Below are 22,013 nucleotides of genomic sequence, written 5' to 3' on the forward strand. Positions count from 1 at the left end.
CACAGGAGGTGCACAAATGAGTGACATATTAGTCCTAAGGGCAAGGCTCCGCAAGCGTGACAAAGATATCCAGCAAGCCGTAAGCAATCTCAAGCTAGAAGAAGGTGAAATGGCTGACATGGTTAGGGATGGATTCAGGAAGGTTTTAATTGAAATGGGTGCATTGGGAAAGCCGGTAGCTCCCATCACCCCCAATGCAGCAAGGCTTGTTGCTCGAGAGCTGATGCTCAATCTTAGGGAATGGCGCTGATAACTGTGGCAAAGCAACAAAACGTCATCGAAGAAGTCCGTGACCAACTCAAATACCTATTCCTCCATCGAAAAGGAAACGATGTCCACGCAGCCATCCAAGACGTGATAAATGCCCTCTATAGCAAAGACGAAATGAAACCGCTCATCAAGCAAAAGTCAAAGCAAGGTGATGTCTGGAAATTCTTATTAACCCTTCCTCCTGGTACTGGATTCTCAGAGTTCAAAAAGAAAACCCCCTTGTTCGCTGATGCTACCGGCGGATCCGTCGTTATCGAAAAGCGCGGAAAAATTGTTAGCATGGAGGTCATGGCTGAAGAACTAAAGAAAAACTACCCATTCAGCTTATTTGATCCAGAGAAATACGACGATATGTATCTGCCCCTGCCGTTGGGGATGTCGGCAAAGGGTTTAATCGTCAGAGATTTAACGGAATATCCTCACTTCTTCACGGGTGGAGAAACAAACTTCGGCAAGTCCAACGAGCTTCATGTATTCGCGAATTCCATCCTACTTTATCGCCCTGACACTTTTATGATCATAATAGATCCAAAGAGTACGGAGTTTGCTTACCTCGAAGGAAGGGCCCTAGTAGTGGATGAAATGAAAGATGTCGGGCAACTCCTAGAGAAGCTCAACGAAGAGCTAGATAAGCGTAAAAAGATGCTTAAAGCCGCCAATTGTGTGAAGATCCAGAAGTATTTAGCGAAGGGTTACGAGATGGAGTTTATCGTACTGATCGTTGATGAGTGGGCAGATCTCCCGGAGGATGTACAAGATGACTTATGGAGATTGTTGCGTATGGGTAGATTCATTGGGATCCATGTCATAGCAGCCACCCAAAGACCATCAAGCAAGACGTTTGAGAAGTTCGGGGACATGAAGGCTATGTTTTATGGCCGGTTAAGCTTCGTTGTTGCCGATGTGATTAATAGTCGCATGATAATTGACTCTGATGAAGCTGCCTATCTCCCTGCCATTAAAGGCAGGGCAATCTATAAGTGTGGCCTCGAGACTATTGAAATGCAAACCTTATTCCTAGATCCTGAAGATGCGGTAAAGCTGTATAAAGGAAAAGCGTCATGTAAGGTGGTGAATCCCATTGCAATTAACGAACCACGCAAAATGCTCCCACCGAGATAAAGAGCTGTTTAGATTGTTGGAATCACAAGGGGCCCTTGATACAGATCAGATCCAGCTCTTACTCTTTAAGGATAACGTCCTCCACACTACCAGGAGAAGGCTCAAAAAGCTTGTTGATGTCAAAAAGATAAAGCGTGATCGCATTTCTATTAACGAGCCATACTTCTACTACCTCGACAAAAAGCCTGGGCAAATAGAGCATGTTTTAGGAGTTTCGTGGATTTACACGTGGGTATGCACATCACTATCAAATACAATGCAGCTACACAGTTTTGAACGTGAAGTGGTCCACAAAACTCTTCGCCCAGATGCACTTATATGCGTTAAAAGTCTATGGTCAAACTCATTTTCCTTTTTCTATGGAGAATTTAATATTGTAGAGAGTGGCCACGACTTTGCCGAGAAAGTAAAACGATATAATGATTTCTACAGTTCGGGTGAATACTTGAAAATGTGGTGGGTACCACTAGCTCAGAGATTCCCTATTATCAGGGTTGTTACTACCGGAAGGATTGACTCTCTCTTAAAAAAGATTACAAAAGAAAATGTTAATAACCTTGAATTCCAAGTATTTAGCCTAGAACAAGTTAAGGAGGAATGCTTACATGGGAGCAGCAGCAGTTGCGGCCTTCGGGCCTAGTTCCCCCGGGTTTGTGATCATTGTTCTGGTGATGTTAGGCGTCGGATCATGGTTGGCTGAAATGATTACAAGTTCTGTAGGTAAGGGACAGATTTCAGCTATGATCAGAACCGGTTCACTCATTGCGGCTATAATCTCTGTAGTCACTGTGGCGTGGAAGCTCTTAAGCCTATTTTTTAACTTTACCCAAGGAAAGCTATAACCATGGGCAAATGGGTAGCAGATCTAATGCTTATCGGCATTGTTGGTTTTGTAGGTTATGTACTATGTATAGCAGTCGAGAGGAAGACGATTGGGCAGTTGATAATCCTTGTATGTATTCTTTTGGCGGCCAATAAGACTATTGTTGATTTAAAGCCTGTTATCGATAAGCTGTATGAAGCAAAGCAAGAATTTGATGATATTCAAGAGTTTAAAGATCAGATTGGTAATTCACCTATTTTAAATTGGGCACCAGGGACAGGATTAATTAAGGATCAACAGGAGTGGGCTAAGTGAAAATTTTAATAATCTCTCCCATCCCCACTCCTTGTCCCTCGGACTCCCTTAATCCTCTCCCCCTTACCCTCTCTTTCCGAAAATTTTTCCTTGATTTTAGCTAGATTTAGCTTGTACATTGGTCCATCTACAGACCAAGTTACGGACCATACAAAGGACCAAGTGAGGGACCATTGCAAAACTTATCGCAAAACCATTAATCCTGTCGAAATGCAGGAAAACTCACGAAAACCCTTGAACTAAGCGAAGTAAAGTAAAATGAAAAAGGAGTTGTTCGTATGTTTAAAAAATTATTAATCGCAGTTGTGATACTCGCGGTAATTGGGGTTATCGCTTCTGGCAATAAAGGAACTGCGCCTGCATCATCTAACGTTCCTCCTGTTGCCCCAAAAATACTTACCATTCAAGATGTCGCAAGTCAGAATAATCTATCCATCGGGCAGCTCGATAAGGTTTATCGTCTCGATTTAAAGTACAAAAACAGCGATGGAAGCTATATGGTAATAAACTTTCAAAGCGTAAAAGCTATGAAGCAATTTAAAGATTTTAATAATATTATTTATATTGACAACGTTCTTCCCTTAAAAGAGACACGCGAAATGTTCGATAAAACAGGATTCTTTGTCGTTTATGATGAAAATGGTAAGGATAGTTCTGACGTTAATGTTACTACAGGTAGATCTGATAGTGGGGGAACCGGTATAGTTCTATATAATGATAAAGTTGATTTAACAAAATGCAAGTATCTATCCTTTGGTCCTGTAGATGGAGCAAGCAGTCAACAAATACTCTTTCAAATACAATAGAGCCAAGAAGTCGAAAGCCCTCGTCCTTAACGGTCTGGGCTTTCGCTTTGTCCCCCTTTCGCTATGAAACGAGTCGCAAAACCGTTAATAATGTCACATGGCAGGGATGTCTCTGATAATATCGAATTTATTAAAGTCTTTATTCTAAAGGAAAATCAAGGGAAAAGGAGTGAACTTTATGAGGTCTTTCTGGAAAATGAAACTCACCGGCATATTCATTGCACTATTACTTGCGATAAGTGGATGCTCAAGCAATGCCGTACCAACAACTAGCACCGCATCGGCAGCAGAACAACACCAGACTCAAACGCAGGATCAACAAACCGCGACATCGAATGACACTGCCCCGACTACAGTGGTTCCTGGCCAAAAACTTAAAGTATCCTATATTGACGTTGGCCAAGCTGATTCTATCCTAATCCAGATCCCCAACGGGAAAAATGTCCTAATTGATGCGGGCAACAACGGAGATGCTAACGCAATTACTTCCTACCTCAAAAAACAGGACGTAAGCAAGCTAGACATAGTCATCGCCACGCATCCGCATGAGGACCACATTGGATCAATGGATACACAAATTAAAACCTTTGATATTGGCCAAGTAATTATGCCTAAAAAGGATTCCACCACACAGACTTATAAGGACCTAATCACTGCGATCCAGAACAAAGGCTTAAAGATCACTGAAGCGAAAGCAGGGTTGGAACTTGACCTTGGATCCGAGGTTAACGCGCTTTTATTAGCCCCGAATTCAGCAAACTATGAGGATGTTAATAATTACAGTGCAGTTTTAAAGCTTTCTTATGGCACTAATACCTTCCTTTTCGAAGGCGATGCTCAAGAACAATCCGAAAACGAGATGATTAATGCCGGATATAATCTTAAATCTGATGTCCTAAAAGTTGGACATCATGGTAGCAATACCTCAAGTACAACTGCTTTCTTGACCAAGGTTCAACCTAAGTATGCTGTTATCTCCGTCGGCAAGGGTAATAGCTATGGCCACCCGGCAAACGTTACCATGGATAGTCTTACGAACATCGGTGCTAAAGTTTATCGGGCAGATCTTTCTGGCACCATTGTTGCGGAATCCGATGGAACTAATATTACGATTAATACTATCGCTACAGAAGTTCAGCCCCGGGCACCAACTCCAACTGTAAGTCAATCAGTTGCACCAGTATCAGTTGCCCCCGCTCCTGCTCAAGCAACAGCTTCTACCAACTCAACAGTAAAGTCGACGCCCACCCCAACCTCTTCAACAGGACTTGTGTGCATTATGTATATAATACAAAAACCAAGAAATTCCATCTTCCTTCATGTTCACATCTGCCAACTACAAATAAGGCCGATACGAAGTCTACTAGAGAAGCTATGATTAATGAAGGTTATTCACCTTGTAAATTTTGCAATCCATAAGGGGGTACCAGTAATGAATGGAATAATTGATCGTTTCGAAGGAGATTATGCAGTTGTCGAATTCGATGGGAGGCAAATGAAGGATATTCCTAAGAGTAAAATTGCAATTGGAGCCAAAGCGGGTGATGTCATTGTTTTGGTTGATGGTAAATACCAGGTTGATCAGGTGGAAACTCAGCGAAGAAAGGCCGAAATCACTAAGTTAACGGAAAATATGTGGGAATAATGAGCAGCCCCCAGCAAGGCTGGGGGCTTTTTCGTATGAAAGGATGATTTTATGCACGATTCATTCGAATTCACGAACCTCCTCCTCTTATTCGTTTTCTGGGTCCTTGGTCTTACCATCGTTTACTTTGTGATAAAAACCGCTGTCCGGAATGGTGTGCGCGAGGCGAATGTGGGATTGTTCGAGTCGGTAAGAGCGATTGAGGATTCAGTTTATGAGTTGAAGAAAGCAAGTGAATAGATAGGAAACTCCCAACCTCTGGCTGGGACCACCGCGTCTGCACCGATAAATTTATAAATGTTGTCGGATAACATTATGTAAGTTTTTTTGAATATCATTGTATTTCGGAAATATCACTTTGTATTAGGAGTATAGGAAATGCAAATAAACAAAATAGGTAATAAGAAAGAATTATTGATTTTGGCAGGAGTTGCATCGGGAATTATTTTCATTTTTATACCTTTAATTATTAACGAAACGTATAAAGTTAATAGAGGATATGTAACAATCTGGGATGCTTCAGACGTACTAATTTTTTATGGTTCTTTATTAACTTTTTTTGGAACAGTTGCATTAGGGATATCATCTATTGTTCAATCTAATCGAGCCAATGAAATTAACAGCAGGCTTAGTCAACTTGAGCAAGAAAGGTTTAAAAATGATTTACAGCCCTTCGTTATTGTAAGTGATTGGAAATTAGAGGCAACGAGACTATTAGAAATAATACAAGCACCTCAAAAGTTATATATTCAAGTTGGTATAATAAAACTCGAACACAACGAAGTAAGTCTATGTTTATCTTTATTTTTCACCAATACAAGTAATTCTTTTGCTACAGTGTATTATTCGAATGCTAAGGTTTATAAAAAAGACACATATATTCAGGATTGGTACAATTCCACTTCAAATCAGCCAAATCCTAATTTATATCTCAAAAGTGGAGAAACCGGAGAAATTGTTTTTTATTGTACAGAGGAAGAAATGGTTACTTTCAGAGGGACAAATATCAAATTTGGGTTAATATTATCCAATAGATTTAGTGAGAATTATAAAGAAACTTTAGACATTATTATTCCTCATCTAGGGAAAACTCATGACGCCTGGTATGTGACCCTAAATCCGCAAAATTATCTAATTCAGAAATGCAATGAATTTTGAATGTATTCAAGGAGCCGACGTCCTGTTGGCCTCTTTTTAATTGGGTCGCGCGATCTTACGCAATAGCGTATTCTCAAAATCCGAGAGAATATGAATGTAGTAACCAGACCTTTGGAATTTTAGTGAAGTGATGGTGAAATTGCCAATTTGGAGGAATTAAGTGTGCATGATGATTTGTTACGTGAGTCACTTGAACTATTGAAGTTAGAACTTGAACGTGGAAGAATTCACATACCAAACGATATGGAATTAATTAACTCTCTAACAAGGGTAAGGTATGGATCTGATGGTAAGGTAGATCCGTCAACTGTTGACAGTCGAGTACGCGCTATAGCTATAGGAGTAATGGGTTTGAAACAGCAAGATGCTTTATTATCTATACCTTTAAAAGAATCACAAGAGCAATACTTTGCTCTATTAGATAGGTTTTTCGGGATACCATATGAGCAAATGAAGAAAAACAGACTTGATCCCTACAGGGTCGCTTCGCATATGGCGTCTATACAGAAGTATGTAAGAGCATTTACTTTAGATCTTGAGGAATTTGAAGATGGAATTAAAGAATTTTGGAATTATTACTCTCCGGTAGTCAATGCACACATTAGACAGTTAAGTGGAATTAAATCTGTATTTGGAGGAGACATTTTTCCGTCATACCTACAGAACATTGGTTGTTCCACAGGCTTATATGTCGACACCATAATTTTACCAGACCCAATATTGAGAACTCTTAGTTTCTTTAATACAATGACCCCAGAGAAAGCAGTTTTTTATTTAGTTAAGCACGCATTAAATGCGATGAATTATAAGAGTTTGGCTCTGGCAGATGTTGAAAAACCTATAATTGTGGTAAATGCCGATAACTCACTTATTGACCCCGAAGAGTTTGATCTACTAAACAGAGTATCAACAGACAATGTTCTCTCCCACTTGAACAAAATTTTTGGAACTTCTTTTTGTTCCGAAGATATGGATAGTTTCCTAACGGGAGTCGTTACGATTGAGGATTTAAAGACATTAGTAAAGGAGCCAGGAAGAATCCTCTTCGATGTAGAGTGGAGGAACCTTAGTTTAGAAGAAAGAATCCTTAAATGGCAAATTCAGGCTGAGCCTTTTTTAGCATTAAATGATTTAGCGACAATGCCATTGGGCCTTCAGTTAAAGTTCAATGCTATAGGTCGTATGAGACAAATGAATGATGTAGTATTAAGGGCTGGAGGCCTAAACTCATCACCTTTGATTGATGCCCCTACTTCCTGGGAGTATCTGGTTTGGAAGTATGAGTATGATTCTAAGCAAGCTAGGGATCAACAAGCTGATGTTAAAGGCTTTATGATATCACAAGTGCTTACATCTACTAATTTTCCTTTGATAGGTAAGGTAAGTGACGAGGCAATTATCAAGTTACGGAAAGAAAATGCCCTCTCTGAACTTCGTGATACTATTTCTAAAGGTATTGAAGAGATTAGTATATCAGATGAAGATGTTTTTAAAGAAGTCACTGAACACGTGGTTCATAACATTAAAGATGCCTTAGATAATCACAAAAAACAAGTTAAAGATCTAACAGCCCGGAAGAAGAAGTTCTTTGGATTAGATATCATACCATTAATTGTTTCAGGTGGATTATCACTGGCTGCGACCTCAACTTCTAATCCAATAATAACTACAGCATCCTCTATATCCGCTTTAGTACTTGGAGCACCCTCTGTTAAAGAAGTGATAACCAACGGAAGAACGATCATCAAAGATAACAGTAAGTTGAAGAAATCTCCTGTCGGAATTTTAGTAAGACACTTTGATGAATAGGGGGCGCAACTTCGTCTATCTAATTAGAAATTTATGATGTGATAATTAATCGTCCCCTCTTTTAAACGGTACGCGAAAACTTGACGTAATCTCTATTATTTTCTTCTCTCTAGAATTAGGCAATTTAACTTCGCTAAAGACCCCCTTACCAAACTTTAAAAGAGCGGTAGCATATCATTCGTGAGTTACTTGGTAAAAGAAAGCACGAATAAGTATATGCTTTTAGCCCAAAAACTAAGACTGAGTTTTAGTTCCAAAATAAAAGCTCCACCGTTACCGATGAGAGAGATTCAAGCAGCATTATCCATAACTGTTTCAGTTGGAGTATCATAATTACTTATTAAAAGCTCCTTGTAAGTTGTACCCTTATCGGATTTACAAATAGAGTATCTTACCTTTACCTCTTCAATGTTAAACCCGGCATATAATCTTCTCGTTTCCGGATGATCATTAATACTAAGTAGAAATTTGCCTTTAATTCCAGAGAGACAATCTCTTAATCTGATGTGATCTTCATCTCCAAACGGCCTGCTCCCCTGGCTACGGTAATCGGTAAGATTATAGTATGGGGGATCACAATAGAAAAACGTTGAACTCCGATCATAACTTTTTATGACTTCTCCGTAATCTCTGTTTTCAATGACTGTGTTAATCAATCTTTCTCTCTAACCAAATTAGCTTCTTCATTCACTCTCTCTAATACCCTGGGTGGCCTCTTTAATGGCGTAATCATAAAGGTCTTCATTCGAGCCCCGAAGCTGAAATGCAATAAGTAATAGAATCGGACGGCCCTATCCACTTCGGTCATCATCAATGGATTCGTTTTCCTAAAGCCTTGAAATAGTTCTCTTGATATCAAGAGGCAATTTGTTCTTTCAATGAATTCAACAGAATTGTTCTTTATGATTTTAAAGAAGTTGACCAGCTCCTGGTTTATGTCATTATATACTTCAACCGCAGAAGGAGCCTTTTCAAATAGAACCCAGCCAGCGCCGCCAAAAGGTTCACAATAACATATATGCTTTGGAATCATGCTTACTATTGTTTTTCTTAATCTAAATTTCCCGCCCATCCATTTGATTGGACTATTCAAGTTATCCACCCCTATCTCGCCAATAGGCAGAACACACGTTCTGTTATAGGGTAATTTAGGGGAAAAGAAAAGGCCTCCTCAGTTGTTGGTGAAAGTCGTTGTCTAGTCATCAATTTTTAATAATATTATCTCCAATAATTTAATTATTTGCATTATCCTCTGAGGCTCCGTATTTAACAACAATTTACGCAAATCTACAAGCAATTCCTTTACTGCTCCAGCAATTATTACAATAGTAAACGTTACACCCATTAATTCAATTGTTGTTGCTAATGCCTCTTTCACAGTAGTTATTAGTTTGAATTCTACGGATGTAAACTGTACCCACACGGGGACAGACACGGCCAAGAAAATACTGGAGGAAAAGAATGACGGAAGTTTTCTCTGGTCTGATTCCTTTTTAAGAATTTCAATCAAGCTTTTAACTTTTTCTTTGGAAATCAACTTGTTTTCTTTCAGCCAGTTCTTTAACAAGTTTATTTGATGCTTCTCAATTTCACTTGTTTTCCATACGAATCCTTTTGGCCGAATATTATAACGTTTTTCAATTACTAGTTTTGATCTGGAATTCAACCACAGAGTCGCTCCTGCAAATATAGCAATTGAGATAGCAATGGGAAGCATGTTATACAAGCTAGGCTGATAAATAGTAAGTCTAAATAAAAAAAGAAATACACAAATCGCAAAGATGATAAATGAAATGCGAAATAAATAAAACTGTATTTTTACGTGAGTAAAAATGAGACTAAATGCACTTATTTTAGTTTTATAATACTCAATTAAATCTTCAATCAAATAGACTTCCTCCTACAACCTATGATCTCAAATTTCCTTACGAATTAAGATGAAACTTGTCTACAAAGTTAAAAGCCACCACCACAACGGAGACTCAGCGTTCTTTAACCAGCTCTAGGATCGAGACTCCAAGGGCAGCCACTAATCGTACAAGTATAAATATTTGAGATTTTTCAGACCAGCTTCAATCCGATACAGATGGGTAGCCTCCATGCCAACAATAGCGGCTAACTTCGCCCTAGATAGTTTACGTTCTTTTCGATAGTTGGTTATGTTTTTTCCGAGGTTTTGGTTGGGCAAGAGCATTGGGATCACTCCCCTTAAGTCCAATTATTGCACATGGCTTGAGTAAAGCATGTCATATTTAGTCGATGAGTACATAAAAAGGCCCCCATCGTCGATGAGGGATATTGGGTGATACTGTCCATGAACAGCTTAATTAAGCGTGATATAAATTGTGCTCGTATTATTCCAGAGGTTACATCTTACAAAGAAACCACTTGCAGGTCCCGATTTCATACTTGATCTCAAAAGGTCGCAGCTCTCCCTTGATCTCACTCTGGCATCAGAAGATAAGCATACGATTGCCGGCGAGTTTCTCTTCGGTGACTGATACTACCTGCTCGATCTTGAGTTCTTTGTCGTTGAGTTTGAGGCGGATTGGATGGGGTGTGCCGTCTAGTTCGAAGTGGGCTAGGACGGAGATAGGGGGGCATTAGCAGTTTCATTTGGGGTCGTTAATTATTTCTCACGTTGATATCTAGGCTTATAAGATTAAAAAATAGGGTCAAATCTTAGATCTGATTTCCTTACTCTTGAGAACAAACTAGTGTTATAAATTAGATCATATCTAATTAAAACTGCTTTTACTAAGTCAATGAACCATCCTGGCGCATTTGGAGCAATAAAGATATTTTCTACTAAAATATCAAGGTCAACGTCAATCGCAAGACCACCTTGAACAATTATATTTTTAGGATCATTCAAAATATCATTGGCTTCCGAATATTGAAGAAGTGTTCGGATCAATCTTATTTCCCTTTCATGTTCAAAGCTTTTTCTTTTATGACAAAACGCTTCCATAACATTATTATCATTAAATCCATCTTTTGAATAATCAATATATTTTATTTCATGTATATGAAGAATATAGTCCCTGTCATTCTTTATAGATCTTGCCAATCTACCTAATGACGTTTGAACTGTTAAGCCTTCGTTTGATTTCAGATATAAATTCCACATAGCAGCGGATTCATAATCATTAGCATGCCAGCAATTTATGTATACATATTCTTTAAATTTCTTATTTACTCTTTCCAGTTCAATCAATAAATCACTTGTTATGCCAGGAATTGACTTTCTACTTTCAATGTTCTTTATGGGGTAAGATCCTTCAAAGGGGTCGTCTGTGAATGAGTCTGCACGTGCCAAAAACAACTTCTCAGAATCCATCAAGGAAATAAACTTTGTGAAGTCCAGATATCTCCAAACTTTTTGATTGTTGTCATATTTCCCTATATTAAAATTAATGGTCATTACTTTTTCCTCTCCGAACTAATAAAGTATTTACATACTCAAAACTCATTATATCAATCATCTCACAACTCTCTTGCGAAGTAAGGGGAATCTTGTCTCGCGAAAATAAAAAGGCCCCTACATCATTGAGGGCCTTAGTGCATTTGCTGAGCTGGATGATCAGAAATATGCTTTAAAAATCCGGTATCGGTTCTGAGACCACTAATTTTAGCTTGCATTATATTTAGAAAAGATTGTCCTTGGTTAATAAGCTTAAAATCTATAATATTAAAATTAATAATATAAATTCTGCGGGAGAAGTCTTCTTTGGAAATGTGTAGTTTCTTTACAAGCCCTGATCCAGCATTCCAGCCTTTACCTGATAATCCGAAATAAGAAAAAATAACTCCTAGCTTACATGTAGTCTGTAATAAAGAATAAAATTTACCAACCCAGGTAACACCTATTGTCTTGTTGTAATTTTTACATTCACCCAAAAAGACATCTCCTAGAATATCAATGTAATTTTTAAATTCTTTACCCCTAAAGCTAAGTTCAATAATTTGATCGATTTCATTTGTACTTGTACGGAGATTTCTTTGAACCTTGAATATACTAGACGTTTCTAGTAAAAATGAAACAATATCCTCTAGTGCCTTGCCTTTTACCCTCTGTCCAACCTCTTTTTTACTATTCACTGCAATAAGATTCTCAAGCAACGTGTTGTATTGCTTCTTCTCATCTTGAGAAAGCCTTGTGATTTCATTAAACATTTTCTCTTTGTCTTCAAGGTATTCGAGTAAATATTGCTTTGAATTCATTTCGCCGGCCATAAATCTTATCACCTATCAATCAGCAATCATCTTATAGATTACTATAGAATTATTCAATGGATCTAATTTAACTCCGCAACATTCGCAGTCCAATTCTTCTGGTATTTTCCCAAAAGTTTCATAAATTGGTCCTTTGAATTGGCTGCATTCATGACAATATACCTCATAATTTATTTCTAGTATTCCTTGCTCTTTTAGCATGTCAAGGACTTTATATGCCTGTGTTTGCGATATTCCCAATTTTCTAATAAGCACTCCCGGATACACTAATTCCCCCTTGTTATACCTTTGAATAAGCTCTATAAATTTAGCTGAATTTCCTTTAGATAATATCTGGCTGCTTGTCAAGCTCATCTTTAAGCTGAATAAGGTATTTTGTAACATTATCCATCCTCTCCAATTCTTTAAGAACTCCCGTATACTGAAGCAAGGTATATTCCTCCTTATAATAATTATGCTGAAATTTAACTACTATCTCCCTAGTCTTTACCTTATTCTTCCAGCATAACGAAATCCACGGTAAATCGGATGTTTCCTCTGTATTTGTAATGAAGTCAATTAAGAGCTGTTTAATCACAGGGTTTTTTTGAAATTCGTCTTCGTGCTCTTTCATGAGTTCTTTTATTTCTCCAAGTAGCGGCAAAACATAATCCTTGCTACTTTCTAGTGTTACCATACCGCCATTCTTTAAATTCATGCGCTTTGCACTCACTGTTAAATCAGGTAATTTAGATTTATCTACATACTCTAGTATCGGCTGCAAATTAAAGTTTTGAAGATTCATCCCTAAATTAACCTCTACCCAGGTTGTAGCTAGTTTTATCTTGTCTTGATAAAATGTTTTTCCGTTATTATAATATGTGTTAATTCGATCAAATCGAACCTCTAGCACAGGTAAATCTTTATGTATGACAACTAAAACAGGATATTTAAGTTTAGTTTGCGTTCCGGTACCAGGAAGATATCCCTTATATTTTAAGTTAAATTTCAGACAAATTTTCACATCATCTTCATAAAGGGTAGGAGTCTCAAACTTAGGTAGCGCTACGCTATCTGGATCGATCGATTGAAGAATGTCAAATACATCAATATCTTTCACATAAGAAATTATTGCTCCGTTTGCTATTAACTTTTCTAAGTTTTCACGGTTAAATCCAGAATGGTTAAATAAAACAGCAAGCTTGTATGGGCGAATGAACTCCCATTCTTCAATGAACTTTACTGCCTCCTTGTGTTCTTCCATACTCTTAGAGAGTCGTGTTTCAATTGTCGTACTTTCCTCTTTTTGCTCTGGCTCACTAATAATTATGCCCTTTTCTTCCAGTTTCTTCGCTATTATCTCTCTTATATATTTTGGGTAAGAATTGGTCACAGTTTGTGCAACATAATCTTTGTACAACTCATACTCCACCTAAATAACCCCCAACCCATTAATGCTTTTTGTAAAATTAGCTAACTAACTTCTACAAGAGCAATGCAAAACCCTGCGTAATATAGAATTTTCTTTTATTTGTCAAGTTCTTTTGAATTTTTCATACATTACGACATATAATTACATAAATCTCAATCTTTTTCAATATATACAATAGGGCATAACACAAAAAAGACCCCCTCACTAGGAGGGGGATTCAGTGTGAGGCGCGCCATCGACAAGTATCAATCTTAATTTTTCACTTGTCATTTAATTCGTAATCATTTATTAGAAGTTCATCTATTAGTCTATTAATGGCCATTAATGAAAGATACTTTTCTTTTTTAAAACTTATTATCATTGCATTACCAAACCATAAGATTATACAAATAGCAAATAAAGAACAAAAAAGTTTACTGAAAGATTTAATAGCAGTTTCAAGAGTCATAAATGAAAAATACCTAACTAGAAAGGCATTCCATAATGGTAAAATAATTAAAGCCACACCAGGTAATGCAAGTAAAAACGTTGGTTTTGAGTTAACTTCTTCCCTTAGTAAGATCTTTTGTATATGCTCAAGATCGTTACGTGTTATGTTGCACGATACTAGATAAGTTTTTAGTCCTACTAATCTCAGTTGAGAAAGAGTAACACCTTTTGGGAGTTTGTTTATCATTCTTCTTTTAATAAAAAATACACTTAAGAAAAGTATTAAAGAAAACCCAATATAACCAAAATAGTGCCAATACAAATTGGGGTAGTAATACATTATCTCTAGAGCTTTCAATGAAAATACTATTGTAAGGCCTAATAAAAAACGAACTAATATCTTTATTTTACGACTAAATACTAAGGACGCTATAGACAATTTGTTGTTACAAAATTCAATCAACTCATCGACCGTGAATACCGACTTATTCAAATTTCTCCCCCTATATAGTTTCCTCGACTTATTGATGATCTGTCAGGTAACTGCCATTGGTACAAGATAACTTAATCATCTCACAGCTTTCTTGCGAAATAAGGGGAAACTTGTCCGCAATATAAAAAAAGACCCATACCGCAATAGTAAGCGCCTCAGCGTATTCCAACCAACTCATCTATCGTAACCCCAAGTCCCGCAGCTAACCTTGCAATTGTATTGATCTGGGGAACTTTTCGTCCAGTTTCTATGTCACTTAGGTACCTAGGAGGAATTCCAGAGATGACGGCTAACTCTACTTGAGTAAGCTGACACTAGAGCATTGGGATTGCTCCTCTTTTGTCCTTAATTATGGCATATGTTTGACAAAATGTATCGTAAGGGGTCGAGGTAAATTAAAAGACTCTCATCGTTTCCTGTGAGAGTCGTAAATGAGCTAGGACGGAGATGGGGTTGAGAGGATTTTCATGGTGATGCTCCCTTATTAAATTTCTAGCTTATTAATAACCGTCGTTTGTCTATCTACTATTTGATCCTTTCTTGTCAGTTTCTGTACGTTTTCCGGCTACTTCGGAACTACTGAACCGATGTATGAAATAACTCTTTCGCTGAACAGACCACAGATTGCCCCAATAATAAATCCACCCGTAAAGTCCTCCACTGTGAACGATTTCTTTGTCTGAGGAGACCTTGCTGTAATAAAAGCAAAAATAATTGCGAGTAACATACTACCAAAAAGATTAGTCCAGAATTCTTTGGAAAGCCATGCAACTGGTGAAATAAACGTATTTTTTACACCAAACCCGACCAAGGCCCCGAGCGCTGATCCTAAAGGTACTGAAAATGGAGAAGAATAAAATGTTAATGTATCTCCAACCGAATGATTTCCCATTACCTGTATCTCTTCATCAAGGTACGAAACATTAAATTGACAATCATAGCTTCTTTGTCGATAAATATGAGGAGCTCTGTATCTAAAAGTAAACGATATAGTTTCACCAGGTTGCAACGTAATTGAATTTAATTTAAGCTTGTTCTCAGGTACAACAACTTTATCCGATATTTTTGTTAAGACTCGCTTTAATTTATCCTTATTAACTAAAAATGACTTAAGCAAAAATGATTCTTCGGTTTCGTTTGCCATTACGACAAGCTCAAGTCTTTCAACATCATCCCATTCATTAATTCTTGTAGCTTCTATTGCCCAATAGGGTATAGGATCATCCTTACTGATCTTAACTTTAAAAGGTAATATCGGTACAAAAATAGAAATTTCCTGAAACATCTTAAATAGGTCTCTAATAAGGACTTCAGTACGTCCCATTTTTTTCTTGGACTCTCTTTCAAGCGCCTCAGCAATCTGCTCTTCCATCTCTTTTAGTAGCTTCATCTTCTGATTCTGTAATTTATCAAATTCAGTACTACTAGGAAGCTCTTTTCTATTAAGTGGAATCCCAGGAATCAACAGGGGTTTAACTGCAATCTCAGAAAGTGCTTTATTTCCGATATTTGTTACTTCAAATACCACCGAATATTGTTCACTCCCAAAAAGAGTTCTCGGAAACCTTAAAGATACCTTTATCTTATCATTCATGCCTTTTCCCCCGTATGGATTGCAAAATTTAACGTAATACGAACTTATTCCGCTCAATGTGAGAATGTGAGAGTGTCTTAATTATCTCACAACTCCCTCGCGAAGTATGGGGAAACCTGTCCGAAAAACAAAAAGGACCTCACAATAAATAGTAAGGACCTCATCGCATTCCAACTAACATTCCTGCCAAAACACTGATTCTGCTGCCAACTATGCAAGCCATCTTAAGCACGTTAAAGTCTCGATGTGTATTATAATATAACTCAACTTTCGCATAGCGAAAGTTACCTCTAACCCGGTATGTATCTAGGTTAGGACAAAATATTCTTGTCTATTGACAGAAAAACACCTTTCCAATTGGTAAAATGGAAGTGACCAAACAACCATTAAATCCAAACCAGAAAGGTGCGTATCTAAATGTTACAACACAACTCTCTGTCTGAACAGCGTCCAAATCAACTTTCTTTAATTTTTTCTTCTCTTAAGTTAAGTCAACTTCTTCGAACAACAGGAATTCGCAAATCCTATGGTATCTCAAGCTTCGCTGTCTTCCAAATCATATTTCAGCTAGTTTTCCAAGGCCGTAATTTGTACCGCTTATTGGAAGGCGCCCGAGCAGAGTCTCTTCCAGGTAAAGACGTCGTTTATCGGTTTCTTAATGAATCCCGTTATAACTGGAGACGTTTCTATCAGTTACTCAGTCTCAAGGTTGTTGGGCGGTTTGAAAAACTCACCTCCGCACAGCGTATCCGTGTTTTTATCGTCGATGATTCAGTCATGGGACGAGAAAGGAGTAAGAAGGTTGAACTCTTAGCCCGGATCTTTGACCATGTTTCTGGTCGCTTTATCCGCGGCTATAGCTTACTCACGTTGGGTTGGTCTGATGGCTACAGCTTTGCACCCATAGATTTCACGTTGATGAGTTCGGCTAAGGTTAAAAACCGTCTTTGTGAAATGCGTGAGGACTTGGACAAACGATCCATTGGTTATAAGCGTCGCATGGAAGCGATGAATCCTAAACCGGATGCCGTCGTCCAAATGCTAGAACGAGCTCTCAATGCGGGATTCTCGGCGGATTACGTTCTGATGGATAGTTGGTTTACCCATGCCCCACTTCTACAAAAACTGATGGATAAGGGACTTCACACCATTGGGATGGTAAAAGAGCTTAAACAACGTTATTGTTTTGAGGGGAATGCATTAAGTCTAAGTGAGCTTTATGCTAAAATCCCTAAAAACCCTAAAGCAGAAATTATGGGCTCAGTTCGTGTTCAAACCTTAACAGGGTTATTTCTTAAGATTGTCTTTGTCCAGAATCGGAACAACCGCAGAGATTGGTTGGCGATTCTAACGACAGATATTGCCTTAGATAATGCTGAGATTATTAGGATTTATGGGATGCGTTGGAGTATCGAGACCTTTTTCAAAGTGGCTAAATCACGCTTAAAACTGGGCACTGAATTCCAAGGACGGTCATTTGATATGATGATTAGCCATACGACAATCGTCTTTACGCGTTATCTTATCCTTGAATGGGAACGTAGACAAAACAACGATGAACGCTCACTGGGAGGATTGTTTTACCTTTTTGCAGATGAAGTAAACGATTTAGACTTAAAAACAACGTTACGCCAATTGATGGCATTTGTACTCGATCTACTACCTAACAAACCTAAGAACAGAGAATCGCTTAGTCAACTACTCAACTGGATTAGTGATTTGCCCAGTTATATCAAGGCTTTATTCGCACAACTGGGGTGCGAAAGTTGAGAAAATAATAAATAGCAAACGTAAAAAAGCCCCGAACCATTACGGCTCGGGGCTTTCGCTATGCTCATATTTAGCTTACTGGCAGAGTAACGACCGGCTGCACAGCCTCCTGCACAACAGCTGTGATCTTTGCTGTGAGATCGTTCACGGCCTGGGTCTTGGCTTGCTCACCTACTTGATTTAAGGTGTCGCTTACAACATCGACAATAGACTTAGGTTCAGACGTGGCCGCCACTGCGGCGTCAAGAGCAACAACAGGAGCATCTTGTACATTTTCGACTACAGGCACATCTTCGGATTTCCCCTTAGCCAACTCCCACTCTGTCCGGGCTTGTTTCAGGGCTGAATTAGTGAATGTTTCCCATTGCTCATCAGTAAGATCAATGTTGAGGTTAGACGCTAAATCCTTCGCGGCCTCAATGGCCTTTGCAAACTTAGCTTTCCCTTTGATTGCGAGTCCTGGAGCTATCTCCTCGATGTGGTTGACGGCGTCGAGGGCAAATTCTTTTGCAGACTCGACCTGATTAGCCGTGAATTTTTGATTGATGTATTTGATTAGGTAGCCCCCTACCCCCGTTACAACAGCAGTTAAGATACCGGAGAAGACTGTAATTAATTGAGCTTCCATATTTATCATTCCTTTCATCTAAGTTAATGAGCGCCTAACCCCGTCCGTCAGCACTCTGCCCTATCACACCCTATATACGCGCGATCAGGTTCCTCTTATTGTAAACCAGTCCGGGACAGTCAAGGGTTTACAGTGTAGCTGCAACTTTTTTGAGCGTATCCTTTGCTTTGTCACCGGAAAGCCATACTTCGCCCGGCAGCTTTAACTCTGGACCACCAATGTTAATAATCTTCTTAGCCTTCTTCACGTCAACATGAACGCTCGGCCCTCCATTTCGGCAAAACATTGCGCATCCTCCATTTTCATTAGCTACGACGAGGGCCCCCGAAAAGTCTGCGGGCGTATAATACACTACACATACATCAAACACATCGCTTACCTCCTGTTGTTCATTTCTTAATATGGCTTGCTCAAAATTATCATAGGACCATTTCCCTTCCATCAATGCGGGCACCTTACTGTAGGTGCATCCAGGACAATCCGTATAAGTCACCTGTCCGTGCGGATAGACGTTATCGAGTGTTAGTCCATGCTCGCTCATTAGACTATTCACAAGGCTAACTAGCGCGTAAAACTGTGCAAGTGGCATAGGGTATTTTGTGAAATCCCCAGCTAAACCAATCCCGATAGAGTTCCTATTCCACCACTGATATCCTTTCTGTGAGTATGGAGGCCTATCACTTAAGGTATGAGCCCCTTGAATATTAAGAGGTCTTCCGACCCGGACTGTTCCGTCTGCTTCAATCCCATAATCGTATTCCGGATAGTCAAGGCCTTCGGGGTTCCATCTCTGCAGAATAGAGACTTCAGGTGGAAGGCCATCGCCCATGTGATGGATTACAATGGATTGGATTGTTCGATTATATGGAGTGGACATAAGTACCTCCTTAGGTAAAGTTTCAGGCAAACAAAAAAGGCCATAACCACTTGCCTTGTCAAAGCCTTTGTCCTCAATGTCTTTGCAGTTTTCGCGGATAAATGTTCGCGCTTCTTCGGGTGGTAATCTCGCCAATCCATGCTCTTTTCGCCACTGAATATAACAGGCAAGCATTCCACAAGCTGTTGGTGCCGCAAAACTGGTTCCATCGACCGACCATGTATACCCATCATCCCTTTGGACGTAGATCCCTGATGGGGCTACAGCATCCAGCATGGCGCCCTCATTACTGTATCCCGCGACGCTGTCGCCTTTCCTGGTGGCTGCACCTATAGCAATGGTAAATGGATAGGCTGCAGGATAACTAATCTTGTCCTCGTAATCATCATTACCCGATGCGCATATGAGAGGGATGCCTAACTCTTCATACCGCAGATAATCGGGAGTTTCCTTTCCATATAACCCTGCTAGGCTAACATTGATGAGGTCAATCTCGTCTTTATGAGCTTTTATCCACTCAAATACGTTGTCTTTGTTACGTGTGTTGTCAAGCATTAATACCTTGGCATCCGGTGCAAACTCATGGGCTACCTGTCCAACGTTTGAAGCATGGCCAATCTCGGTCTGATCGCCTAAGACATCGGTGTAATATGCTTTCATGTTGTTCCTGGCCATACCTTCGTTGTCTAATAGGACGATGGTCACACCCTTGCCTGTATAACCTTTGTTATGCCAAACATCAACGCCAGTGAGCTTGCGAACTTCGTTGTTTTCTTTAAGCATTCACAGATCCACCTCCTCATTTTCCGTCTCCTTTATCCTGGAGTTGTGTCAATATTTTCTTTAGAGACCCCGGTAAGGGGACACCAAGTATCCCCAGGTTCTCCGCTATGGACCACCCTTCCCGGCCTACGTAGAAATAAACAGCCATCGTACGAAAAATTGGCTCGTTATTACCTACTAAGCGATCTAATACGACGGCTAAGGATACAACCGCAAGTATAATCCCTTTTCGGATGCCTCCCCAAAACATGGTTTCACTGTTTACCTTTTTGTTTTTGATGGCACCCAATAACCCAAATACGTAATCTAAGATCATGCAATATACGAGCGCCTGTAATCCCCTATCCCACCCACCCAGACATGCGCTCACGATCGTTCCAGCTGCAGCTATTACGGTGCTAAAACTAAACTCTCTCGTATTCACGCTTTCGCCATCCTTTCGTGCTACCTATATTTAATCTAAGTGGAGTACCTTCATTGCTTGTCCTGTCCTTCTAGGCTATGCGGTTACAGTCCGTAGCGTTCTAAGCTTTTTCGGCATTGATATCGGTGCATAAAAATAACGCCCTCATCTAAGGCGTTTCATTTTGAAAATCGCAAGCGCTTGCCAATTTGAAATCGTGCACTAGAGAAACTTCACTCACATCTTGCGTCGGTCTATTGCGTAATACCTAATTCTAATTTAATTTGTGCTAAATACCTTTCAGGCACTTCTTCAATCGTACTCAATCCTTTACTGACCCTCAATGCCCATAATTTAACCATTCTTTAACGCCTCCAATTCTGTACTTAGTCGTTCAACCTCTCCCATCAAGTAAACAACAGTGTCCGCTACAGTTTCGACATCTTCCTTTGTGGGACCAACTTCGTTTTTTGCAATTTGCTTATTTTCATAGAACCACTTAGGAGTTACAGAGTACCCTGTTTCAGTGATTTTTATGTTGAAATCATTGGGATCTGCTCCTTGTTGTATTAGTTCTTGCTCTACCTGCTCAAGTGTAATTACTTCTTCCATCGATTACTCCCCCCATATTTTATTGATATCAGCATGTAGCCATGAAGAATCCGAAGCACATTTGGCATGGATTCGAACATAGTATTCTCCTGTCAACGCGGAAACATCTAAAGCCAAAATTCCAGTAAGGCCCAACGAACTTTGCATTGCATCATATACAGACGCTGAACCAGCGGGATTAGAACTTACAATAAGATAAAATGTGGGATTTCCTACCGCCGAGTATCTTGTAACGGCTACGTCAGCTTTCAATGTTGTTATGTTGGATAGATCAACCTTTACAGGAGTAACATATGCCCGTTCCCCATTTACAGCTTCTAAATGTAAGTGGTCAGTCTCTTTCGACTGCACGCCTGTGCCAGTACTATAGCCTGTACCCCAGACTAAATTTTCGATACCATGATTATATAGTATTGGGTTATTTGGGTTTATCAAAGTAAGCTCCCCGTTGTTTACAAAGATGGTTTGCCCATCTACAGTTACATGCCCTGCGATTGATTCTGTGGCTTTCGTTGCCAAATGCTCGACCACTTTAGCTTCTACCGTAGTACCGTCATTCATATTTACATTCGCTGCCTTAGTTACAGGAAAATAATTATCAAAACTCCCATCGGCCTTTTTACGCCTCATTTGAAAATTTTTATCAGCCATGATTCCCCTCCTCTAAATTTCTTGGTACCACCAATCACCGGCATTTAACGTAGGCTCCGTAGAGCTTGGAATAATATTTAACCCTGCCCCGGCTCCGATGTCATTCTCAAACGCAGAAAGTTTTGTTGGCATGTCCGTGATCTGAGATTTAGTGTGAGTGTGAGTACTTGCCGCCTTA

General features: G+C 39.2%; 29 protein-coding genes. 12 read left to right on the forward strand and 17 right to left on the reverse strand.

All coding sequences use genetic code 11. From position 1 onward, the window contains the following. Window positions 1-16 precede the first annotated feature (16 nt). The 11 genes from DOT_RS12950 to DOT_RS13000 all read left to right on the forward strand — a co-directional run bounded on the left by DOT_RS12950 (window position 17) and on the right by DOT_RS13000 (window position 7,948). On the forward strand, window positions 17-250 hold the full coding sequence (locus DOT_RS12950) for a hypothetical protein (protein WP_009619317.1): 234 nt from the start codon (window positions 17-19) through the stop codon (window positions 248-250). Further along, on the forward strand, window positions 241-1,392 hold the full coding sequence (locus tag DOT_RS12955) for an FtsK/SpoIIIE domain-containing protein (RefSeq protein ID WP_009619319.1): 1,152 nt from the start codon (window positions 241-243) through the stop codon (window positions 1,390-1,392). Before DOT_RS12950 ends, DOT_RS12955 begins: the two co-directional genes overlap by 10 nt. A 13-nt stretch (window positions 1,393-1,405) precedes the next feature. Next, window positions 1,406-2,032 (forward strand): replication-relaxation family protein, encoded by a 627-nt coding sequence (locus DOT_RS12960; protein WP_242833830.1) that lies wholly within the window; start codon window positions 1,406-1,408, stop codon window positions 2,030-2,032. Next, window positions 1,998-2,234, forward strand: a complete 237-nt coding sequence (locus tag DOT_RS12965; RefSeq protein ID WP_009619323.1) for a hypothetical protein — start codon at window positions 1,998-2,000, stop codon at window positions 2,232-2,234. The genes DOT_RS12960 and DOT_RS12965 overlap by 35 nt, the downstream gene beginning before the upstream one ends. 2 nt (window positions 2,235-2,236) lie before the next feature. After that, entirely contained in the window at window positions 2,237-2,530 is a 294-nt protein-coding gene (locus DOT_RS12970; protein ID WP_009619325.1) for a hypothetical protein, read from the forward strand. A 278-nt stretch (window positions 2,531-2,808) separates the two neighbouring features. Beyond that, window positions 2,809-3,336 (forward strand): hypothetical protein, encoded by a 528-nt coding sequence (locus DOT_RS12975; RefSeq protein ID WP_009619328.1) that lies wholly within the window; start codon window positions 2,809-2,811, stop codon window positions 3,334-3,336. Between the two features lie 178 nt (window positions 3,337-3,514). Beyond that, on the forward strand, window positions 3,515-4,714 hold the full coding sequence (locus DOT_RS12980) for an MBL fold metallo-hydrolase (RefSeq protein ID WP_009619329.1): 1,200 nt from the start codon (window positions 3,515-3,517) through the stop codon (window positions 4,712-4,714). Between the two features lie 54 nt (window positions 4,715-4,768). Next, window positions 4,769-4,981: a DUF3006 domain-containing protein gene (locus DOT_RS12985; protein WP_009619330.1), complete on the forward strand. Its 213-nt coding sequence runs from the start codon at window positions 4,769-4,771 to the stop codon at window positions 4,979-4,981. 51 nt (window positions 4,982-5,032) lie between these two features. Next, entirely contained in the window at window positions 5,033-5,221 is a 189-nt protein-coding gene (locus DOT_RS12990; RefSeq protein WP_009619331.1) for a hypothetical protein, read from the forward strand. 138 nt (window positions 5,222-5,359) lie between these two features. Continuing rightward, entirely contained in the window at window positions 5,360-6,139 is a 780-nt protein-coding gene (locus DOT_RS12995) for a hypothetical protein (RefSeq protein ID WP_009619333.1), read from the forward strand. 162 nt (window positions 6,140-6,301) lie between these two features. After that, window positions 6,302-7,948: a hypothetical protein gene (locus DOT_RS13000; protein ID WP_009619335.1), complete on the forward strand. Its 1,647-nt coding sequence runs from the start codon at window positions 6,302-6,304 to the stop codon at window positions 7,946-7,948. 290 nt (window positions 7,949-8,238) lie between these two features. On the opposite strand, the gene DOT_RS32380 is transcribed toward DOT_RS13000, so the two are convergent. From DOT_RS32380 to DOT_RS13040, 12 genes are all read right to left on the reverse strand, one after another. Then, the gene (locus tag DOT_RS32380; RefSeq protein ID WP_282433463.1) at window positions 8,239-8,604 is read right to left on the reverse strand and encodes a DNA adenine methylase; all 366 of its coding nucleotides are present in this window, start codon (window positions 8,602-8,604) and stop codon (window positions 8,239-8,241) included. After that, window positions 8,601-9,041, reverse strand: coding sequence for a DNA adenine methylase (locus tag DOT_RS32385; protein WP_009619339.1), 441 nt, complete (start codon window positions 9,039-9,041; stop codon window positions 8,601-8,603). Before DOT_RS32385 ends, DOT_RS32380 begins: the two co-directional genes overlap by 4 nt. Before the next feature lie 102 nt (window positions 9,042-9,143). Next, window positions 9,144-9,836 (reverse strand): hypothetical protein, encoded by a 693-nt coding sequence (locus DOT_RS13010; RefSeq protein WP_009619341.1) that lies wholly within the window; start codon window positions 9,834-9,836, stop codon window positions 9,144-9,146. A 141-nt stretch (window positions 9,837-9,977) separates the two neighbouring features. Beyond that, window positions 9,978-10,142 carry a helix-turn-helix transcriptional regulator gene (locus DOT_RS28660; protein ID WP_009619343.1) on the reverse strand — a complete coding sequence of 55 codons (165 nt, stop codon included), beginning with the start codon at window positions 10,140-10,142 and terminating at the stop codon, window positions 9,978-9,980. Window positions 10,143-10,610: 468 nt separating this feature from the next. Next, window positions 10,611-11,372: a hypothetical protein gene (locus DOT_RS13015; RefSeq protein WP_009619345.1), complete on the reverse strand. Its 762-nt coding sequence runs from the start codon at window positions 11,370-11,372 to the stop codon at window positions 10,611-10,613. Window positions 11,373-11,506: 134 nt separating this feature from the next. Continuing rightward, window positions 11,507-12,184, reverse strand: coding sequence for a hypothetical protein (locus tag DOT_RS13020; protein WP_009619346.1), 678 nt, complete (start codon window positions 12,182-12,184; stop codon window positions 11,507-11,509). 15 nt (window positions 12,185-12,199) lie between these two features. Continuing rightward, complete coding sequence (locus DOT_RS13025) at window positions 12,200-12,538, reverse strand: response regulator (RefSeq protein WP_157998454.1); 339 nt, start codon at window positions 12,536-12,538, stop codon at window positions 12,200-12,202. Then, the gene (locus DOT_RS13030; protein ID WP_040412128.1) at window positions 12,507-13,595 is read right to left on the reverse strand and encodes a hypothetical protein; all 1,089 of its coding nucleotides are present in this window, start codon (window positions 13,593-13,595) and stop codon (window positions 12,507-12,509) included. Before DOT_RS13030 ends, DOT_RS13025 begins: the two co-directional genes overlap by 32 nt. A 259-nt stretch (window positions 13,596-13,854) precedes the next feature. Further along, on the reverse strand, window positions 13,855-14,517 hold the full coding sequence (locus tag DOT_RS13035; RefSeq protein ID WP_009619352.1) for a hypothetical protein: 663 nt from the start codon (window positions 14,515-14,517) through the stop codon (window positions 13,855-13,857). 28 nt (window positions 14,518-14,545) lie between these two features. Further along, on the reverse strand, window positions 14,546-14,695 hold the full coding sequence (locus DOT_RS30465) for a hypothetical protein (protein ID WP_157998455.1): 150 nt from the start codon (window positions 14,693-14,695) through the stop codon (window positions 14,546-14,548). Then, the gene (locus DOT_RS28670; protein ID WP_083824096.1) at window positions 14,673-14,801 is read right to left on the reverse strand and encodes a helix-turn-helix transcriptional regulator; all 129 of its coding nucleotides are present in this window, start codon (window positions 14,799-14,801) and stop codon (window positions 14,673-14,675) included. Before DOT_RS28670 ends, DOT_RS30465 begins: the two co-directional genes overlap by 23 nt. A gap of 281 nt (window positions 14,802-15,082) precedes the next feature. Continuing rightward, window positions 15,083-16,111, reverse strand: a complete 1,029-nt coding sequence (locus DOT_RS13040; protein ID WP_009619356.1) for a hypothetical protein — start codon at window positions 16,109-16,111, stop codon at window positions 15,083-15,085. A 417-nt stretch (window positions 16,112-16,528) separates the two neighbouring features. Between DOT_RS13040 and DOT_RS13045 the strand changes: the two genes are divergently transcribed. After that, window positions 16,529-17,881 carry a transposase gene (locus tag DOT_RS13045; protein ID WP_040412130.1) on the forward strand — a complete coding sequence of 451 codons (1,353 nt, stop codon included), beginning with the start codon at window positions 16,529-16,531 and terminating at the stop codon, window positions 17,879-17,881. A gap of 70 nt (window positions 17,882-17,951) precedes the next feature. Here DOT_RS13045 and DOT_RS13050 read toward each other — a convergent pair whose 3' ends face one another. From DOT_RS13050 to DOT_RS13070, 5 genes are all read right to left on the reverse strand, one after another. After that, window positions 17,952-18,527: a phage holin, LLH family gene (locus DOT_RS13050; protein ID WP_083824094.1), complete on the reverse strand. Its 576-nt coding sequence runs from the start codon at window positions 18,525-18,527 to the stop codon at window positions 17,952-17,954. A 109-nt stretch (window positions 18,528-18,636) separates the two neighbouring features. Further along, on the reverse strand, window positions 18,637-20,169 hold the full coding sequence (locus tag DOT_RS13055) for a S8 family serine peptidase (protein ID WP_009619362.1): 1,533 nt from the start codon (window positions 20,167-20,169) through the stop codon (window positions 18,637-18,639). Window positions 20,170-20,185: 16 nt separating this feature from the next. Further along, window positions 20,186-20,593, reverse strand: coding sequence for a phage holin family protein (locus DOT_RS13060; protein WP_040412132.1), 408 nt, complete (start codon window positions 20,591-20,593; stop codon window positions 20,186-20,188). A gap of 333 nt (window positions 20,594-20,926) precedes the next feature. Beyond that, window positions 20,927-21,184 (reverse strand): hypothetical protein, encoded by a 258-nt coding sequence (locus DOT_RS13065; RefSeq protein ID WP_009619367.1) that lies wholly within the window; start codon window positions 21,182-21,184, stop codon window positions 20,927-20,929. Between the two features lie 3 nt (window positions 21,185-21,187). Next, on the reverse strand, window positions 21,188-21,835 hold the full coding sequence (locus tag DOT_RS13070; RefSeq protein ID WP_009619368.1) for a hypothetical protein: 648 nt from the start codon (window positions 21,833-21,835) through the stop codon (window positions 21,188-21,190). Between the last annotated feature and the right edge of the window lie 178 nt (window positions 21,836-22,013).

Source organism: Desulfosporosinus sp. OT, assembly GCF_000224515.1.
Lineage (GTDB): Bacteria > Bacillota > Desulfitobacteriia > Desulfitobacteriales > Desulfitobacteriaceae > Desulfosporosinus.

Coding starts and splice junctions, on each gene's coding strand:
- DOT_RS12950 (WP_009619317.1), top strand. CDS start 17: ATGAGTGACATATTAGTCCTAAGGGCAAGGCTCCGCAAGCGTGACAAA.
- DOT_RS12955 (WP_009619319.1), top strand. CDS start 241: ATGGCGCTGATAACTGTGGCAAAGCAACAAAACGTCATCGAAGAAGTC.
- DOT_RS12965 (WP_009619323.1), top strand. CDS start 1,998: ATGGGAGCAGCAGCAGTTGCGGCCTTCGGGCCTAGTTCCCCCGGGTTT.
- DOT_RS12970 (WP_009619325.1), top strand. CDS start 2,237: ATGGGCAAATGGGTAGCAGATCTAATGCTTATCGGCATTGTTGGTTTT.
- DOT_RS12975 (WP_009619328.1), top strand. CDS start 2,809: ATGTTTAAAAAATTATTAATCGCAGTTGTGATACTCGCGGTAATTGGG.
- DOT_RS12980 (WP_009619329.1), top strand. CDS start 3,515: ATGAGGTCTTTCTGGAAAATGAAACTCACCGGCATATTCATTGCACTA.
- DOT_RS12985 (WP_009619330.1), top strand. CDS start 4,769: ATGAATGGAATAATTGATCGTTTCGAAGGAGATTATGCAGTTGTCGAA.
- DOT_RS12990 (WP_009619331.1), top strand. CDS start 5,033: ATGCACGATTCATTCGAATTCACGAACCTCCTCCTCTTATTCGTTTTC.
- DOT_RS12995 (WP_009619333.1), top strand. CDS start 5,360: ATGCAAATAAACAAAATAGGTAATAAGAAAGAATTATTGATTTTGGCA.
- DOT_RS28660 (WP_009619343.1), bottom strand. CDS start 10,142: ATGCTCTTGCCCAACCAAAACCTCGGAAAAAACATAACCAACTATCGA.
- DOT_RS13015 (WP_009619345.1), bottom strand. CDS start 11,372: ATGACCATTAATTTTAATATAGGGAAATATGACAACAATCAAAAAGTT.
- DOT_RS13020 (WP_009619346.1), bottom strand. CDS start 12,184: ATGGCCGGCGAAATGAATTCAAAGCAATATTTACTCGAATACCTTGAA.
- DOT_RS13025 (WP_157998454.1), bottom strand. CDS start 12,538: ATGAGCTTGACAAGCAGCCAGATATTATCTAAAGGAAATTCAGCTAAA.
- DOT_RS30465 (WP_157998455.1), bottom strand. CDS start 14,695: ATGAGTTGGTTGGAATACGCTGAGGCGCTTACTATTGCGGTATGGGTC.
- DOT_RS13040 (WP_009619356.1), bottom strand. CDS start 16,111: ATGAATGATAAGATAAAGGTATCTTTAAGGTTTCCGAGAACTCTTTTT.
- DOT_RS13045 (WP_040412130.1), top strand. CDS start 16,529: ATGTTACAACACAACTCTCTGTCTGAACAGCGTCCAAATCAACTTTCT.
- DOT_RS13050 (WP_083824094.1), bottom strand. CDS start 18,527: ATGAAAGGAATGATAAATATGGAAGCTCAATTAATTACAGTCTTCTCC.
- DOT_RS13055 (WP_009619362.1), bottom strand. CDS start 20,169: ATGCTTAAAGAAAACAACGAAGTTCGCAAGCTCACTGGCGTTGATGTT.
- DOT_RS13065 (WP_009619367.1), bottom strand. CDS start 21,184: ATGGAAGAAGTAATTACACTTGAGCAGGTAGAGCAAGAACTAATACAA.
- DOT_RS13070 (WP_009619368.1), bottom strand. CDS start 21,835: ATGGCTGATAAAAATTTTCAAATGAGGCGTAAAAAGGCCGATGGGAGT.